Here is a 17,247-nt window from a genome sequence, read left to right as displayed (position 1 = left end):
AAAAATACAACACTCGCCCATAGCCCCTTATAGTAAATTTACCCCATCGATTAAAATCACTACTTAACGGTCTCTTCATGTTTGATTTACATACGAACCAATCCCTAACCTAAAATTAACACGGGTAGCTGAATTTGATAATTTTTACTTAAAACGCACTTGTCGTTCTGATCATACTTCTTTCCTAACATCGCATTGTGATTTAGAAAGAAAAACGTATTGACTTATTTTTTTAAAAATGATTAAACAAGTATTCCTAGTTTTAGTACTAAGCATTTTATCAATTGGCGCGTTTGCGCAAAAGGGAAGTGCAACAGGAAATGTGAAAGATGGAAAAACCGGAGAAACATTAATTGGAGCCTCGGTATATGTAGACGGCACTACTATAGGAACCGTAACCGATTTTGATGGTAATTATACACTATCCAATATTCCGACAGGTATCGTAACTCTTACGTGTTCTTTTATCTCCTATGAAACCTTACCGAAAGAAAACATCACCATTAATGAGGGAAACTCGGTGAGTATCGATTTTGTATTGGGATCTTCTACAGTAGAATTAAACGATGTAAAAGTTTTCGCGAAAGCAAAACGGGAATCGGAAGTTATATTGCTGTTGGATCAGAAAAAATCTGCAGTAATTAAACAATCTATTGGAGCGCAGGAATTAGCCAACCAAGGTGTTTCCGATGCTGCAACAGCTGCCACAAAAATTACAGGAGTTACAAAGCAGGAAGGAAGCAAAGGTTTAAATGTTCGTGGATTGGGGGATCGTTACAACACAACAACATTAAACGGCTTGCCATTACCTTCCAATAATGCAGAATTTAAAAATATTGATTTGGAACTTTTTTCAACCGATATTATTGAGTTTGTAGATGTTCAGAAAGTGTCCTTGGCAAAGCTTTCTGGTGATTTTGCCGGAGCGAATATTAATATTGTTTCGAAAGTTCATAGCGGTGATTCATTTCTAAAAGCAGGAATTAAATCGGGATTCAACACTAGTATTTCTGATGCCGACAAGTTCTATTTAGGCGATGGTCCTGGAATGCTTGGTTTCGATGATTTTAGTTATTCTGATGATTTAAGCACTTACAATTTCGAAAGCAAGTGGAATCCAGAAGAAAAAACGCTTTACCCAGATCTGGAATTATCCTTATCGGGAGGTAAAACTTTCGAATTCGAAAATTCAAAATTGAATGCTTTCGCAACTCTTTCTTTCAAGAACGAATACAGTTACAGTGAATTATTGCAGCGAAAAGTAAATGGCAGTGATTATGTGCGTGTCAATTTGAATGGAGAACAATTCAAATACGAAACACAATCGACCGCAATGGTCAACTTAAATTACAAGTGGAAATCAAACAATATCTTCTTCAATTCTTTTCTATTAAATACCTCCGAACAATCATTAAAAAATTTACGGGGAAATATTATTGATTTGGCCGATGAAGGCGCCTACGTAAGAAGAGCAGGATACGAAAGAAATACGGTTCTTGTAAATCAATTGTTAGGAGTGCACAAAATCAACTCAAAAAAGGATTTAAATTGGGGAATTGCTTATAATAATGTTAAAAATATTGTGCCCGACCGAAGACACAATACCCTCGAGAACGGAACTGATACGGAGAAATTCTTTGCAACTAACGATGACGGGAACAACAATCGCTATTTCCACAAACTAACAGAAGATGAAATCGCTGCAAATTTTGACTTTACTTTGAAATTTGGCGAAGGTTTTGAAGACGAAGAATACAAAGGAAAGTTAACCGTTGGCTACAACGGCAAATACAAAACAAGAGCATTTGAATCCACTCAGTTTAATCATAAAATAATTGATAACCGATTAACAGATATCAGCGATATTGATTCTTATTTTAATAATGAAAATCAGCAGAATAATCTTTTTGATCTGCGTGTTCTATCCAACAATTTCGTAACGCTTTCAACCTACGATGGAGAACAAATTATTAATGCTGGTTTTGCCAGTTTGGAGTATAATTTTAGTCCAAAATTTCTTGCTCTTCTTGGTGTTCGTGTTGAGAATGTATTTCAAAAAATTAAATGGAATACTTCTTTAGGGAAAGACAAACAAGATTTTACAGAACTAAACGTTCTTCCAAATATTTCATTAAAATACTCTCTTACCAAGAGAGCTAATTTGAGATTTGCTAGTGGAATTACCTATACCCTTCCACAATTTAAGGAAACAGCTTATTTCCTTTTCGAAGGAATTACAGATGTTACAGTAGGAAATCCATATTTAACTCCATCAACCAATTACAACGGAGAATTAAAATGGGAATTTTTTCCAAAACCAAGTGAATTATTTTCAGTTGCTGCCTTCGGAAAATACATCGTTGACCCAATCAATAAATTTGTAAGAGCTTCAGCAGGTAACGAATTTACTTATGCCAATACGGGCGATTGGGCTTATCTGTATGGAATAGAATTCGAGGCTAAAAAAGATATTTTCAATCTGAGATCTGAGAATTCAAACAAAAAGCTATACGCTACAGCTAATGTTACCCTCATGAAAACTAAGCAAGAATTAAATACAGATAAAATTGTTGAGCAGACAGAGGGAAATTTCAATGCCAATTTCAACAAAAAAGAAGAAGAATTACAAGGAGCTGCTCCCTTTATCGCCAATGCAAATTTAAGCTATAAATACAGCTGGAAAGAAGGTCAAAACACAATTACATCAAGCTTGGTTTACGGATATGTATCCGACCGTTTAAATCTGATAGGTTATTCGAGTTTAGGAAATCAGGTCGACAAGGAGATCCATAATTTAGACTTTGTTATCAAATCCAAATTCAACAAATGGGGATTGAGTTTATCTGCTAAAAATCTTCTTGACAACAACATAGAAAGAATTCAGGAGAATGAAACCCAGGACTGGGTTGTAAAATCATACAAAAAAGGCATCAAACTAAGTGTAGGCTTATCCTACACGTTTTAAATAGAAACAAATTCCATTTTATAATTAAATTAAAAACAAAATGAAAAAATTATTGTTAGCGATGTTGGCAATCTCAGCGATTACCTTCTCAAGTTGTTCTAATGACGATGATGTAACACCAACTCCAAATCCAGAACCAACAGGAATGTTCGATTCTGAAGATTTTAAAGGTGAAATTAAAGATGGCGAAACCTATACAATGGATGCCACCAAAACCTACAAATTATCAGGTGCTTTTCTTGTTCAAACAGGTGGTACTTTAACAATTCCAGCTGGAACAAGAATTGAAGCTACTGCCACTACTGCAGCCGATGCTGATGTTCGTTACATTGCTGTTGCTCAAGGGGCAAAAATAAACGTGAATGGTACTGCTACTGCTCCGGTTGTAATGACCTGTGTAAAAAAGGAAAGTGAAGCTTGGGGTGGATTGGTTATTTGTGGTTATGCTCCAACTAACAAATCTGATGCAAGTGCTGGTGCTGAAGTTTCCGGTTTAACTTATGGTGGAGACAAACCAAACGATAACTCAGGTGTAGTTGAGTATTTACGTTTGGAATACACTGGCTATAAATATACGGATACAAAAGAATTCAACGGTCTTTCTCTGTTCGGTGTAGGTGCTGGAACTGTAATCGACTATGTTGTTTCTTTCAAAGGTGGTGATGATGGTATGGAGTTCTTTGGTGGAACTGTTAATGCTTCTCACCTGGTTTCTGTTGACAGTGAAGATGACGGTATCGATTTTGCTGACGGATGGTCAGGTACTGGTGAATACTGGGTGTCTATCAATTCTGCAAAATCAGGTATCGAAGGATCTAACAACGGTGATAACGGAGGTGCTACACCAATGACTGATGCTACTTTAAATAACCTTACTGTTTATGGAATGGGCGAAAAACCATTTTACATGAAAGAAGGTGCTGGTAAAATGAACATCAACAATATCGTAATTGGTGGTTTAATTGAGGATAAAGCTCAGGCTTTCTTTTATACTTCTTCGGATGACGCTGATGCTGCTGCAAGAATTAATGCTGGTGATATTGTAATTACCAACGCAAATTTTGTAGATATGAAAGCGGGTCAAAGCAAAGGTGTTGCAGGCTTAACCATTGGCGAAAATGTGGAAGCTAATGGTGCTGGTAATGGCGTAAACAAGCCAGACTGGATGCCAAATGCATTGAATACTGTTGATGCTACAACCACTGTTTTTGGTGATGCTGTAGTTGCAAATGTATCTTTCAAAGGTGATATCACAACCGATCTTGTATTGGATGCAAATAACATCTACATTTTAGATGGTGCTGTAATCGTTAAAAATGGTGCCAGCTTAACGATTCCTGCAGGAACAGTTATTATCGCTTCTGAAGTAACTCCAGAAAACACAGATGTACGTTACATTGCAGTTGAACAAGGTGCTAAAATTAATGTGAATGGTACTGCTGATGCTCCTGTTGTTATGACTTGTGCTAAGCAGGAAGCTGAAGCTTGGGGTGGATTGGTTATTTGTGGATATGCTCCTACCAACAAAGCTGATGCAAGTGCTGGTGCTGAGGTTTCCGGTTTAACTTATGGTGGCGATCTTGCTGATGACAATTCAGGAAGCCTTACTTACCTGCGTTTAGAATATACTGGCTATAAATATACCGATACCAAAGAATTCAACGGTCTTTCTCTTTTCGGTGTTGGATCTGGTACTACTATCGATTATGTAGTCTCTTTTAAAGGTGGTGATGACGGAATGGAATTCTTCGGTGGAACAGTAAATGCTTCTCACTTGGTATCTGTTGATAGCGAAGACGATGGAATCGATTTTGCTGACGGATGGAATGGAACCGGTGAGTACTGGATCTCTATCAATTCTACCAAATCAGGTATTGAAGGATCTAACAACGGTGATAACGGTGCTGCGACTCCAATGACTAATGCTACTTTAAACAACCTTACTGTTTATGGAATGGGCGAAAAACCATTTTATATGAAAGAAGGAGCTGGAAAGATGACAATCACCAACATTGTAATTGGTGGATTGGCTGCTGATAAAGGCCAAGCTTATTTTTACACTTCTTCAAGCGATGCTGACGCTGCTGCAAGAATTAATGCTGGTGATATTACAATTACCGATGTTAAATTTGTAGAGATGGGAACTGGTAACGATACTAAAGCTGTTGCTGGATTAAGCATTACAGAAAGTGCTAATGCAACAGGTGCAGGTGCTGGTACAGCAAAACCGACTTGGTTGTCAGATGCTTTAAACAAATCTTATAACGGGACTACTATTGTTGAATAGTTCACTATAAATACAGATAATCAGGAAAGGCAGATCTTTGGGGGATCTGCCTTTTACTTTTTAAACATCGGAAAAGCATTTGGAGTCGTTAAGAATTCATTTTGAGGCATTAAGAAGCTGTTTTATCTGACAAAGAGTCACTTATAACCATCAAGAATTCACTTTGGGGGTCCAAGAATCCGCTTTGTCTGACAAAGAGTCGCTTTTTAGCATTGGGAAGGCGATTTATACCTATAAGAAGGCCCTTTTTAGCATCGAGAAGTGTTTTTTAGCTATCTGGAAGGCACTTATTCCATTCCAAAGCCACTTTGCAACCAGGCGTCTAATCCTCCTTCCAGAGAACAAACAGAGATCTTATACTTTTCGTAGATTATTTTCCCCGCATCAATGCTTCTCTCCCCATACTTGCAATAAAGCAAGTACACTTTCGATGTCCCGAGAGAATCAATTAATCGATACAAGTCTTCCGAATTCTGAGCCAAACGAGCTCCTTTAATGTGTCCTTTTTTAAATTCCTTTTTACTGCTTACATCAATTAATTCCACATCAGGATTTAGCTGTAAAACCTGATTAAAATGATTGGGTGATAAAATCTGAACCGTATCGGTTTGTGAAAATACCGACGTGGTTCCAATTGTAAGAAAAAGAGCTATAAAAGTCAGTAATGATTTCATATAAAAAAGGATTGTTTATATTCTAGTAACGCATGTTTTACTATTCTATTATTCATCTTCTACCCAAAAAAAGTCCGACATAATATCGTTGGATACAAAAACGCCTTTATCATTTAAAATAATTCTGTTGTCTTCTTTTCGCATGTGATCTGATAAAAGATATTTTTCAGATTTTGATACGCAGTGTTGATAAAGCTTTTCTCCAAAATGATTACGTACCAATTCTAAATCCATTCCCCAATAAGTTCTGAGCGAAGTCAAGACAAACTCGTTATACCGATCGAATTCACTAAGTTCTTCCTTTTCAGAAAAACTCCCGCCTTCTTTTATTGCTTTTATGTATTTATAATTGTGAGCAATATTCCACTCTCTTTCTTCCAAATTGTATGAATGAGCCGATGGTCCAATTCCCAGGTATTTTTTCTGTTTCCAATAACTCGAATTGTGTTTGGAAATAAACCCTTCTTTCGAAAAATTGGAAATTTCATAATGAATAAAACCATGTTTTCGGGCTGCCTCAATCAAATAAGTAAACTGCGCAAAACTCTCTTCTTCATCCATCTCGACCAGCTGTCCTTTTTCCAGTTTTTTCGTAAAAATAGTATTCGGATCATACATTAAATGATAGGAGGATATGTGCTGAACATTCAAGTCAAAAACCAGATCTAAATTCTCCTTCCATTTCTCCATACTCAAGCCAGGAACACCATAAATTTGATCCACTGATATATTATCAAAACCGAAATCCTGTGCCCTGCGAATAGCATCAAATGCCTCTTTACCGGTATGTCTTCTGTTCATTAGAATCAAATCTTCATCATGAAATGATTGAATACCCACACTAAGTCTGTTTACCCCGGTTTTACACAGCTCCTTCAGATAGCTTTCGGTGAGATCATCAGGATTTGCTTCCAAGGTAATTTCCGCATCCAAATCAATGGTGAAATACTTCGCCACTTCATCAATTAACGATTCAATTTCCTTGGGTTGATACACTGAAGGTGTTCCTCCTCCAAAATAAATGGTATTTAAAGATGTATCTCCTAAATATCCTTTTCTAAGTTTTAATTCCTGCTTTAAGCATTCCAACATATCATCTTTTGCCTGCAATGAAATACTCTTGTGAAAAGCACAATAATGGCAAAGTTGTTTACAAAATGGAATGTGAAAATATACTCCCGACATATCAATCTATTTTTCTGCAAGGTAGATTCATTTCATAAAAATTCCTCTACGATGAGAAAATAATTAAAAAACTCACTAACTTTTGTTACTTAAAATTAAAGACCTATTTCACAGAAATGCAACACTTGCAATCCTAACACGTCTTTATAGTAACAAAGCTAAATTGAACCAATACCAAAAAATTATAATTATGAATCTAATTAAAAGAATAGTTTCTCCGGTATTAATTTTATTCATCGGTTTTTTAGCCATTCTACCTGCTCAGGCTGATGGAATAAAAGGCAATGGTAATGTTCAAACCGAGGAAAGAGAAGTTGGCAATTTCGAAACCATTAAAGTGAGTGGAGCTTTTACCATTTACCTTTCGCAGGATGATGATTACAGTTTAAAGGTTGTCGCAGATGAAAATCTTCTGGATATTATTAAATCCAAAGTAAAGGGTGATGTACTTTATATCTCTACAGAAAAAAGTATCTACAAATCGAAAGAAATGAAATTATACATCGGTTTTAAACATCTTAGCGGATTAAAAGCCAATGGTGCAATTTCCTTAAAAAGCGATCAAATGCTTCGTTTCGACGAGTTGGATATTGAAATAAACGGAGCATCTTCTGCCGATTTAGAACTTACAGCAAACCGATTAAGGATTGATAATAGTGGTGCTTCAAGTATTAAATTAGCTGGTAAATGCGACGAGGTTTCCATTGATATTTCGGGGGCAGGAAGTGTTAGTGCCTACGATTTAATTGTAAAACGAGGCAGTATTGATATTAGCGGAGTTGGAAGTGGTAAAGTTTGTGTTGAAGATGATCTTCGGGTAAGTATTTCAGGAATTGGCTCAGTTAAATACAAAGGAGAACCTAAAGTCACCAGTGATATTTCCTTTTTAGGAAGCTTAAAAAAGTACTAATTAGTAAACCACATACATATTAAAAAGAGATCAAAATGGTCTCTTTTTTTTATCTATCTTCTTCTACAATAATAGAAAGTATTCCATGTAAAAAATAAAAATCTAAAAAATGCGTATTACCTTTGGACTAAAATCTAAATAACATTATGAATACTAAATTATTTTGGAGAAATATTATCTGGGCAATGGTAATTTTCATTCTTTGCTCTATTCCTGGAAATGATCTTCCCAAAACCTCATTAATAGCAATACCTCACTTCGATAAAATTGTTCATTTCGGAATGTTCTTTGTGATGGGAATCTTTCTATTTGCCGAACTTAGTATTCAAACGAAATTAAAACGGATAACTATAACCGGAATCATTCTTCTATTAATAGCAATTTACGGAGGCCTTATCGAATTTCTTCAGCAATATTATTTTATAAATAGAAGTGGCGATTATTGGGATTTAACCGCTGATGTTTTAGGAGGAGTTTTTGCCACAATAATGTATTCTTGGTTAAAAAAACAAAAGGACTTACTGCTAAACAGTAAGCCCTTGAATAAAATATCTTTTTTAAAGAAAATATTATAAACTAATAAATTCTTCTGCTGTTCCCATTTCATCTATTAATTGACCAATAGTTTTACCGTTAAATAATTCATAAATGGTTTTCCGAATACTTCCAAACTGGTTATGAACCGGACAAGGGGATTGATTATTTGTAGGCGTTTTACAAGGTCTCATACCAATTAAACAATTCTCAAACATATCTAACCCATCAACAATTTCCACAATATTCATCAAAGTAATTTCAGATGGTTTTTTTCCCATTCCAAAACCACCATGTGGTCCTTTTGTCGAAGTAAGTAATTTTTGTTTGGCTAAACTTTGCAATATTTTACCCAAAAATGGGGTAGGAATTTCTAAATCTTCAGAAATCTTTTTGATTCCAATTTTTTTTCCTTCTGTGCCGTTCAGGGACAAATAAATTACTGAACGTATTGCATATTTACAGGTATTCGATAACATCTTTTCTCTTTAATTTTACTCTCACATTCATCTAATAATCAGCACAAATATAATCATATTTACTACTAATTAAGCATCTTTAATTCTTTAATTCCTTATTTAGATTTTGTTTATTAAAAAGTATAATGGGCTATTTTAAAGGGATTTTATCAATTCTATTTTGATGCCTACCACCCTCAAATTCAGTGGATAAAAATATTTTCGCAATTTTCTCAACCTCCTCATAGGAAATAAAACGAGCAGGAATTCCACACACATTTGCATTGTTATGCAATCTTGCCAATTCAGCTATTTCAGAATTCCAACACAAAGCAGCACGTATCTTTTGATGCTTGTTCGCAGTCATTGTAATGCCATTACCACTTCCACAAAGAGTAAATCCAAAATCAAATTCTTCTGCCGCAACAGCAGCAGCCAATGGATGCGCTGTATCAGGATAATCCATACTTGCCTCTGAATTGGTTCCAAAATCAGTTACCAAATAACCATTTTCTTTTAAAAATTCGCCCAGTTTATTCTTGAACTGATATCCCGCATGATCGGCAGCAATCGCAACTTTTATTTTTTTCATTTCTCTAAAATTTTCAAAAAAGCAGATTAATAAATTTTGAATTTTTAATCTATTCTTTATAATATGCTACAAATTATTCGTTATTTAAGGCTACAAAACTAAGTAAAATTACTCATTTGATACATAAATTCAGATTTTAAAATATTCTTAAAAAACCCCCTTTCAAAAAGACACAATCACTCTGATTGTCTAACACTTACACCAACTCATACTTGCTATTAACAATTTTGTTCACATTCAGTTAACATACTGTTGATTTTTCCTTACTAAATTTTACAATCTTTTCTTAGGATGATCCAATTTCATGATTGTATAGAAAAAAAAATAACTCATTCCAACTTTACTTTTCATTTACAGATTAACATCTCCCAACAGGTTATCAACAGACTGTTAATATAAATAACTTACTTTTTTATCAATACACAAGGTTATCAACAACATGTTAATAACCTTATTACTTCACTGGTAATCACACCTCATAAAATTAACAATAGCTGTTAATTTCCTGTTACTAGGATCATTTAATTAAAAAAATCAATAAAATAACGAAACTCTTACCAACAGTATTAACAGGATATTATAATCATCATATTCTTTTAAGAAATTTTAAAAAACAAATAATAATAATAGACTTGTTGATAAGCGTTAATTACTCTCTCTATTCAAGATTAAGAATTCAGTGAATAGTTTATCGAATTCTTATTTCTACAATGATTTTATTATCTTGCATACTATTGAAAAATGCATGAACAGAGTATGAGCTGGGAAAAAAAAAACTATTCCATTTTATTAGTTGAGGATAATAAGCTAAATCAAACCGTTGTTAAATTTACTTTAAGACGATATGGTTACTTGCTTGATGTGGCCAATAATGGAATTGAAGCTATCCAGAAGTTCAAAGAAGGCAAATATGACTTTATCTTGATGGATATCATGATGCCGGAAATGGATGGATTAGAAGCGACGAAAATCATACGTAGTTTGGTGAATGGACAAGACATTCCAATTATTGCCCTAACAGCAGATATCATGATTGCCAATGAAGAAAAGTGTCTTCAAAATGGCATGAATGGACACATCGCAAAACCTTTTGAAATTGATAATTTGTTTAAAATGCTCGAAAGTCTGAATCTTTAAATAAATTTGCAACTTCAATTTTATCTAAAAGGCTTTAATTCTGATTTAGATAAATTTCAAATGAAATTCGTAACTCTTTTTTGTATAAATCACTGCATCATTTAAAATGATGTAGTCAAATCTTGCTTCTAATGGAAGATCACCTGGATATCAGAGAAAATAATTTTTCAGAAAACGAAAAAGAATATGAAAAGAAGTTAAGACCTCTTGAATTTAATGACTTTCGTGGTCAAAAAAAGACGGTTGAAAACCTAAGTATATTTGTTAAAGCTGCAAAAATGCGTGAAGAGGCCTTGGATCATGTATTGCTTCATGGACCTCCTGGATTGGGAAAAACTACACTTTCAAATATTTTAGCGAATGAATTGGGAGTAGGATTAAAAATTACTTCGGGTCCGGTAATGGATAAACCAGGAGATCTTGCAGGGCTTTTAACCAATCTTGAAGTGAATGATGTGTTGTTTATTGACGAAATTCATCGTTTAAGTCCGATTGTAGAGGAGTATTTATACTCTGCTATGGAAGACTTCAAGATAGATATAATGATTGATAAGGGGCCCGCTGCGCGTTCCATCCAACTTGAATTAAATCCTTTTACTTTAATTGGTGCTACAACTCGTTCAGGTTTATTAACGGCACCTTTACGTGCACGTTTTGGAATTAATTGTCACTTAGAGTATTACGACCTTCCTGTTTTAACTAAAATTGTAGAGCGTTCTGCTAAAATACTAGATGTTGAAATTACTCAAGAAGCAGCTGGTGAAATTGCCTCAAGAAGCAGAGGAACTCCTAGAATTGTAAACGCACTTTTGCGAAGAGTTCGCGATTTTGCACAGGTAAAAGGAAATGGAAATATTGATTTAAGTATAACTCAATTTTCTTTGGAAGCATTGAGTATTGATAAACATGGTTTGGATGAGATGGATAATCGAATTCTAAATACGATGATTGACAAGTTTAATGGAGGTCCCGTAGGAATTTCAACTATTGCTACTGCTGTTGGAGAAGATAGCGGTACGATAGAGGAGGTTTACGAACCTTTTTTAATAAAAGAAGGGTTTATTAAACGTACTCCTCGCGGAAGAGAAGTTACTCCTTTGGCGTATTCACATTTGGGTAAAAGTAAATATAGTGATCCTGAACGTCTGTTTTAATATTGAAAATAAATGAATAAAATTTTACCAATTGTTTATACCGTTGCAACAATACTAATTATTGTTGGCGCATTATTTATACTGCAAGGGGAAGCTTATGGATTGGCTGTTTTAAGTCTGGGACTTCTTTTAAACGTAGTTTACCGATTTAGTACGCTAAATTATGCCAGTGTAAAAATTTTCAAGATAATGGATGTTCTGCGTTTGGCAAATATCTTGTTTATGATTGTGGCTTGTTTTGGATTTCTTACCGACTGGGATCAAAAATTTAATTTATTGATACTAACAATCGTATTGGATCTCCTACTTAATCTGAAAGAAATATCTTTTAAAACAAAATAAAAAAAGGAGCTTGTGACCAGCAAGCTCCTTTTATATTACCTAGTAATTTTTCTAAATAGCAATATTCTTTTTTATAGTAGATAAAGAATATATATCGTTAATATTAAGCTTTAAAATAGCTTCTATTTTTTCTTTAAGTAAAATGTTAGATTCCGAAAATTTAAGAGGAATTGTAAAGTAAAAAATGGAACCTTGCCCGAGATGCGAATCAATAAATAATTTGCCACCTAAAAGATTTACAATTTCTTTGCATAAACTTAAACCTAATCCGGCACCAGAATAAATTCGAGTGTAGGAATTATCCACCTGAGTGAATTTTTTAAATATTGTTTTTTGTTCTTCTACGCTAATCCCAGGACCAGTATCTTTTACATAGAAAAGAATATTATTTCTGTCCTGAATTGCACAACCAAAATCAATTTCTCCTTTATCAGTAAATTTAACTGCATTTTCGAGGAGGTATGTTAGAACCTTTGTTAATTTGTCAAGGTCTGTAAATATTTTAATTTCTTGAACATCTTCAGTAAAATTTAGGATTAAATTTTTCTGAGATTCGCTAATGTTTTGTCCGAATATAGAATACAATTGAATGAACAAAGAGTGAATAGAAAGTTCCGATTCATGGAAATTCATAGAGCCACTTTCCAATTGGGAGAGTTCAAGTATTCGGTTGAATAAATCTAATAATTCTTTACTGCTGGAATTAAGAATGCAGGTAAATTCATTGCGCTCAATTTTAGAAAGGGAATCATCACGCAATAATTCTGAAGCACCGATAATTGCATTCATGGGTGTTCGAATTTCGTGCGACATGTTTGCCAAAAAAGAATTTTTAAGCTCTTCTGCCTTGGCAGTTTTCGCTTTTTCTTCTGCAAGCAACTGTTCCAGTTCTTTATATGTAGGACGTTTCTCCATGCAAATGAATTTGGTCTTAATATTAGAGTCAATTAGTTTTATGTTTTTACACTACTAAAAACAAAACGTACTAATTTTATGAATAAAATATTTTATGGGAAATTTGGATTTGGTCAATAAGTTTATTTAAACGATGCAGTCATCAAGAGTACATGTATCTGTCATTTCGTTATAACCACCTTTGATATTTTTTAATTCTTCCTGAGATACTACTTCAAAATTTTTCATGTTATTTTGTCTTATTGGTCAATACTAGGTTTACTTGGGAAATTTGGATTTGGTCAATAAGTTTATTTAAACGATGCAGTCATCAAGAGTACATGTATCTGTCATTTCGTTATAACCACCTTTAATATTTTGTAATTCTTCCTGAGATACTACTTCAAAATTTTTCATTGCTATTTTGTCTTATTGGTCAATACTAGGTTTACTTGGGAAATTTGGATTTGGTCAATAAGTTTATTTAAACGATGCAGTCATCAAGAGTACATGTATCTGTCATTTCGTTATAACCACCTTTGATATTTTGTAATTCTTCCTGAGATACTACTTCAAAATTTTTCATGTTATTTTGTCTTATTGGTCAATACTAGGTTTACTTGGGAAATTTGGATTTGGTCAAAATAGGTTATTAAACGATGCAATCATCAAGAGTACATGTATCTGTCATTTCGTTATAACCACCTTTAATATTTTGTAATTCTTCCTGAGATACTACTTCAAAATTTTTCATGCTATTTTGTCTTATTGGTCAATACTAGGTTTACTTGGGAAATTTGGATTTGGTCAATAAGTTTATTTAAACGATGCAGTCATCAAGAGTACATGTATCTGTCATTTCGTTATAACCACCTTTGATATTTTGTAATTCTTCTTGGGATACTATTTCAAAGTTTTTCATTACTATCTGTTTTTGTTAGATTTGGATTGTTTAAGTTTTTTTGATTACACCCCTTTATTCCCCTTTTTTGAAAAAGGTAACCCTGAAAACAGAATTTTTTTAATAAAAAATAAAAAAAAGGTCTATATTTGGACTTCTGTAATCCTGTGTTTTCCTTGTAATTAATTGTTAATAAGAATATTATAAAACTCTACGCTAGCGTGAAAAATTTTCTAAAAAAAATTCTTATTTATCCTCTTTTTCCTCTTTTTCTTCTCTTTCTCTTTAGTGGGAGCACTAATTCTAAGTCTAATTCAGACTTAGAAAAGCATTTCCCAGTTGAAAAAGTGAACCCTGATTCATTACTGCAAGTGCAGTTTGATAGAGCGGTTGGATTTTTAAAGAAGGGTGAATTTGATTTTTCAATTCAATCTTTCGAGAATGCGATACTTACTATTAATAAGGGAGGTTTGTCTGATAAAAATTTGATTTATAGAACTTACGTAAACTTTGGTGTTTTACTGAATCGAGTTGGAGATAGAAAAAGGGCTATAGAGTTTTATAATGAAGCAGAGATTTTTACTATTGCTGAGTATAGTCAAAATTCAAATAAATTAATTCCAATTTACATTAACAAAGGAAATATTTATAATGATTATGAAGATTTAATTAAGGCGGAAAATTATTATAAGAAATCATTATCTCTGATTGATATAGTAAATGGTTCAAAATGGGAATCGCAATTATATCATAACCTAGGAGTAATATATTATAAAAAGAAACTCTATTCTGAAGCTCTGACGTATTTATTGAAAACATTAAATATAAAAACAAAGCAAAAAACAGGAAATACTTCAACTACAAGAAATATTATTGCTAATTGTTATAAAAAGTTAGGAAATTACGAAGAAGCTGATAGTTACTATCAAAAAAGTATTTCTGAAGTAAAAGAAATAAATGGGTTTCATTTCTATTTATTAGGCGATTATTATTTGAATTATGCTGTTTTTCAGGATCAAATTGGAAATAGTGATAAAGTTCTTTCTTATCTAAACCTTGCATATGATGTATATGTAAAAAACTTTGGAGGAAAGCATCCGGATACTGCCCATTGCTTGAAGAATTTTGGGGATTATTATTCTAAAAGAAATGATCATTTAAATGCTTTAAAGTATTATCAAAAGGCCTTAATTGCTGAAACGGATAATTTTAACAACAGCACTGTTTATATCAATCCTAGCATGGATGAATTGGATCCGCAGCTTTCCATTTTAGAAATTTTAAAACCCAAAGCAAATACTTTACAGGAATTATATAGCAAGACTAATAGTATTCCTGATTTGGATTACAGTTTACAGACCTATGATCTTTGTTTGGATATAATTGATAACATTCGAATTGCCTATCAGGACGAAGAGAGCAAATTTGCTTTGTCTAAAAACGAAAAAGATACGTATACCGAAGCTATCGAAATCGCTGTTGAATTGTATCAACTTACTAAAGATGTAAAGTACAAAGAAAAAGCTTTTCGATACGCTGAGCGATCAAAGTCGGCTAGTTTACTATCTTCCTTGAATGATGTAAATGCTAAAAATTTTGGGGGTATTTCTATCGAATTGCAGGAGCAGGAAAGAGATTTAAAACTGAATATTGCTAAATACCGTGAATTCGTTCATGATGAAAAAAGAAAGCAAACTCCAAATCGTGATTCAATTAGTGGATGGCAAAATGTACTTTTCAATTTAAATGAGGAATACAATCAAATGGTTTTGAATTTTGAGGAAGATTATCCGGAGTATTATTCCTTAAAGTATGATACCAAAACCATTACTATTGAGGACTTACAAAGTAGATTAGATGATAATGATGTGCTTATTGAATATTCCATATCCGATTCTGCCTTATTTTCGTTTATTATTTCCAAATCAAGTTTTGAATTAGAGCGACAAAAAATAGTAAAAGATACATTCGATTATCATCTTGAGGAAGTTCGTAATTGTTTAAAAACGAATGATTTTTCTAATAATAGTGCTGATTATTATAAAAGATATACAAGATCGGCTTATCAATTGTATCAGTATTTATTGAGTGGAAAAGATAGTCTGCTTTCAGGTAAAAATCTTCTTATAGTTCCTGATGATAAAATGGCTTACATTCCGTTTGGTGTTCTTTTAACTAAGGAAGCCGATTCTACAACAATGAATTATAGAAACCTGGAATATTTAATAAAAGAGAATACAATTACATATCACAATTCGGCTACTTTGGGTTTTAAAAATCATTCTACTAGTTATGGTGTTTTTTCTTCCAAATCGGTTTTGGCTTTTGCTCCTTCTTACGAAGGTGTGAATGATTCAATATTATTTACTGAAAGATCTTACCGCGATAAATTATATCCATTGCCTGGTGTTAAGGAAGAGGTTAATAATATTTCAAATGTGATTCATGGAGATTTGTTTGTTGATGATTTGGCCACCGAAGCTAATTTTAAAGCAAATGCAAGTAATTACGATGTATTACATCTGGCAATGCATACCATAATTGATGATGAAAATCCGATGTATTCCAAATTGGTTTTTACGCAAAATTCAGATACAATTGAAGACGGTCTTTTAAATACGCATGAAATTTATAACATGAATTTTAATGCAAGAATGGTTGTTTTGAGTGCATGTAACACGGGAGATGGTAAGTTGTTGAAAGGAGAAGGAGTAATGAGTTTGGCGCGAGGTTTCTTTTATGCCGGCTGTCCAAGTGTAATCATGACTTTGTGGACTGTAGAGGACAAGACAGGATCAAATTTAATGAGTAACTTCTATACTTTTTTATCTCAAGGCTTGCACAAAGATGATGCGCTCCGTCAAGCAAAATTGGAGTATTTAAAAACTGCCGATTCATTAAAATCCCATCCTTATTTTTGGTCGGGATATGTGACATTAGGTGATGTGGATCCATTATACGATGATAGCCTGGTAAATAAACTAATGTATTTTGCATTTGGATCTGTTGGAATCATTTTTCTACTACTATTCCGAAAGAAGTTAAGACGTAAATCAGTCGCCTAATATTATTAAACCCATTTTTTGTACGATAAAAAACATAAGCTTAGTGTATTTAAATTTATTAAGACTGCTTTTGTTTCTTATGTATCTTCAATTCTACTTCAGTATATAGAAGTTACGGAATATGAATAAACACTCTGTAAGGTCATACT

Annotated in this window: 18 protein-coding genes; 8 read left to right on the top strand and 10 right to left on the bottom strand. The window is 33.3% G+C overall.

The genetic code is table 11. From position 1 onward, the window contains the following. The first annotated feature begins 238 nt into the window (after nt 1–238). Both ALGA_RS09310 and ALGA_RS23110 read left to right on the top strand, forming a co-directional pair. Nucleotides 239–2,965 carry a TonB-dependent receptor gene (locus ALGA_RS09310; RefSeq protein ID WP_096429061.1) on the top strand — a complete coding sequence of 909 codons (2,727 nt, stop codon included), beginning with the start codon at nt 239–241 and terminating at the stop codon, nt 2,963–2,965. A gap of 40 nt (nt 2,966–3,005) precedes the next feature. Next, the gene (locus ALGA_RS23110; protein ID WP_188115971.1) at nt 3,006–5,252 is read left to right on the top strand and encodes an autotransporter outer membrane beta-barrel domain-containing protein; all 2,247 of its coding nucleotides are present in this window, start codon (nt 3,006–3,008) and stop codon (nt 5,250–5,252) included. A 287-nt stretch (nt 5,253–5,539) separates the two neighbouring features. Here ALGA_RS23110 and ALGA_RS09300 read toward each other — a convergent pair whose 3' ends face one another. Together ALGA_RS09300 and hemW are read right to left on the bottom strand one after the other, a co-directional pair. Continuing rightward, complete coding sequence (locus tag ALGA_RS09300) at nt 5,540–5,926, bottom strand: rhodanese-like domain-containing protein (RefSeq protein WP_096429060.1); 387 nt, start codon at nt 5,924–5,926, stop codon at nt 5,540–5,542. A gap of 48 nt (nt 5,927–5,974) precedes the next feature. Continuing rightward, nucleotides 5,975–7,111, bottom strand: coding sequence for a radical SAM family heme chaperone HemW (hemW, locus tag ALGA_RS09295; RefSeq protein ID WP_096429059.1), 1,137 nt, complete (start codon nt 7,109–7,111; stop codon nt 5,975–5,977). Between the two features lie 190 nt (nt 7,112–7,301). Between hemW and ALGA_RS09290 the strand changes: the two genes are divergently transcribed. Both ALGA_RS09290 and ALGA_RS09285 read left to right on the top strand, forming a co-directional pair. After that, the gene (locus ALGA_RS09290) at nt 7,302–8,021 is read left to right on the top strand and encodes a head GIN domain-containing protein (protein ID WP_096429058.1); all 720 of its coding nucleotides are present in this window, start codon (nt 7,302–7,304) and stop codon (nt 8,019–8,021) included. Between the two features lie 146 nt (nt 8,022–8,167). After that, a complete protein-coding gene (locus tag ALGA_RS09285) occupies nt 8,168–8,596 on the top strand; it encodes a VanZ family protein (protein ID WP_096429057.1) in 429 nt (142 codons plus the stop codon). Here the strand turns inward: ALGA_RS09285 and ALGA_RS09280 are convergent. Continuing rightward, nucleotides 8,591–9,034: an RrF2 family transcriptional regulator gene (locus ALGA_RS09280; protein WP_096429056.1), complete on the bottom strand. Its 444-nt coding sequence runs from the start codon at nt 9,032–9,034 to the stop codon at nt 8,591–8,593. The two genes, ALGA_RS09285 and ALGA_RS09280, sit on opposite strands and share 6 nt — an antisense overlap. 130 nt (nt 9,035–9,164) lie before the next feature. After that, on the bottom strand, nt 9,165–9,605 hold the full coding sequence (gene rpiB, locus ALGA_RS09275) for a ribose 5-phosphate isomerase B (RefSeq protein WP_096429055.1): 441 nt from the start codon (nt 9,603–9,605) through the stop codon (nt 9,165–9,167). Between the two features lie 756 nt (nt 9,606–10,361). Here rpiB and ALGA_RS09270 point away from each other — a divergent pair. The 3 genes from ALGA_RS09270 to ALGA_RS09260 all read left to right on the top strand — a co-directional run bounded on the left by ALGA_RS09270 (nt 10,362) and on the right by ALGA_RS09260 (nt 12,238). Continuing rightward, complete coding sequence (locus ALGA_RS09270; protein WP_162845419.1) at nt 10,362–10,742, top strand: response regulator; 381 nt, start codon at nt 10,362–10,364, stop codon at nt 10,740–10,742. Between the two features lie 131 nt (nt 10,743–10,873). Next, nucleotides 10,874–11,896 carry a Holliday junction branch migration DNA helicase RuvB gene (gene ruvB, locus ALGA_RS09265; RefSeq protein WP_096429053.1) on the top strand — a complete coding sequence of 341 codons (1,023 nt, stop codon included), beginning with the start codon at nt 10,874–10,876 and terminating at the stop codon, nt 11,894–11,896. 12 nt (nt 11,897–11,908) lie between these two features. Next, nucleotides 11,909–12,238 carry a hypothetical protein gene (locus ALGA_RS09260; protein ID WP_096429052.1) on the top strand — a complete coding sequence of 110 codons (330 nt, stop codon included), beginning with the start codon at nt 11,909–11,911 and terminating at the stop codon, nt 12,236–12,238. Nucleotides 12,239–12,289: 51 nt separating this feature from the next. On the opposite strand, the gene ALGA_RS09255 is transcribed toward ALGA_RS09260, so the two are convergent. From ALGA_RS09255 to ALGA_RS23560, 6 genes are all read right to left on the bottom strand, one after another. Continuing rightward, on the bottom strand, nt 12,290–13,153 hold the full coding sequence (locus tag ALGA_RS09255) for a sensor histidine kinase (protein ID WP_096429051.1): 864 nt from the start codon (nt 13,151–13,153) through the stop codon (nt 12,290–12,292). A gap of 126 nt (nt 13,154–13,279) precedes the next feature. Continuing rightward, nucleotides 13,280–13,381 (bottom strand): bacteriocin, encoded by a 102-nt coding sequence (locus ALGA_RS23580; protein ID WP_145957605.1) that lies wholly within the window; start codon nt 13,379–13,381, stop codon nt 13,280–13,282. Between the two features lie 66 nt (nt 13,382–13,447). Further along, a complete protein-coding gene (locus tag ALGA_RS23575) occupies nt 13,448–13,549 on the bottom strand; it encodes a bacteriocin class II family protein (RefSeq protein WP_145957604.1) in 102 nt (33 codons plus the stop codon). Nucleotides 13,550–13,616: 67 nt separating this feature from the next. Beyond that, complete coding sequence (locus ALGA_RS23570) at nt 13,617–13,718, bottom strand: bacteriocin class II family protein (RefSeq protein ID WP_145957604.1); 102 nt, start codon at nt 13,716–13,718, stop codon at nt 13,617–13,619. Between the two features lie 66 nt (nt 13,719–13,784). After that, on the bottom strand, nt 13,785–13,886 hold the full coding sequence (locus ALGA_RS23565) for a bacteriocin class II family protein (RefSeq protein WP_145957604.1): 102 nt from the start codon (nt 13,884–13,886) through the stop codon (nt 13,785–13,787). Between the two features lie 66 nt (nt 13,887–13,952). Next, nucleotides 13,953–14,054, bottom strand: coding sequence for a bacteriocin (locus ALGA_RS23560; RefSeq protein WP_145957603.1), 102 nt, complete (start codon nt 14,052–14,054; stop codon nt 13,953–13,955). A 200-nt stretch (nt 14,055–14,254) separates the two neighbouring features. Here ALGA_RS23560 and ALGA_RS09250 point away from each other — a divergent pair, with 200 nt between their 5' ends. Next, nucleotides 14,255–17,098: a CHAT domain-containing protein gene (locus ALGA_RS09250; RefSeq protein ID WP_096429050.1), complete on the top strand. Its 2,844-nt coding sequence runs from the start codon at nt 14,255–14,257 to the stop codon at nt 17,096–17,098. Nucleotides 17,099–17,247 lie beyond the last annotated feature (149 nt).

Source organism: Labilibaculum antarcticum (assembly GCF_002356295.1).
In the GTDB taxonomy this organism is placed as follows: Bacteria; Bacteroidota; Bacteroidia; order Bacteroidales; family Marinifilaceae; genus Labilibaculum; species Labilibaculum antarcticum.
Note: the sequence above shows the minus strand (reverse complement) of the source record. Positions and strands in the feature narration are given on the sequence as shown.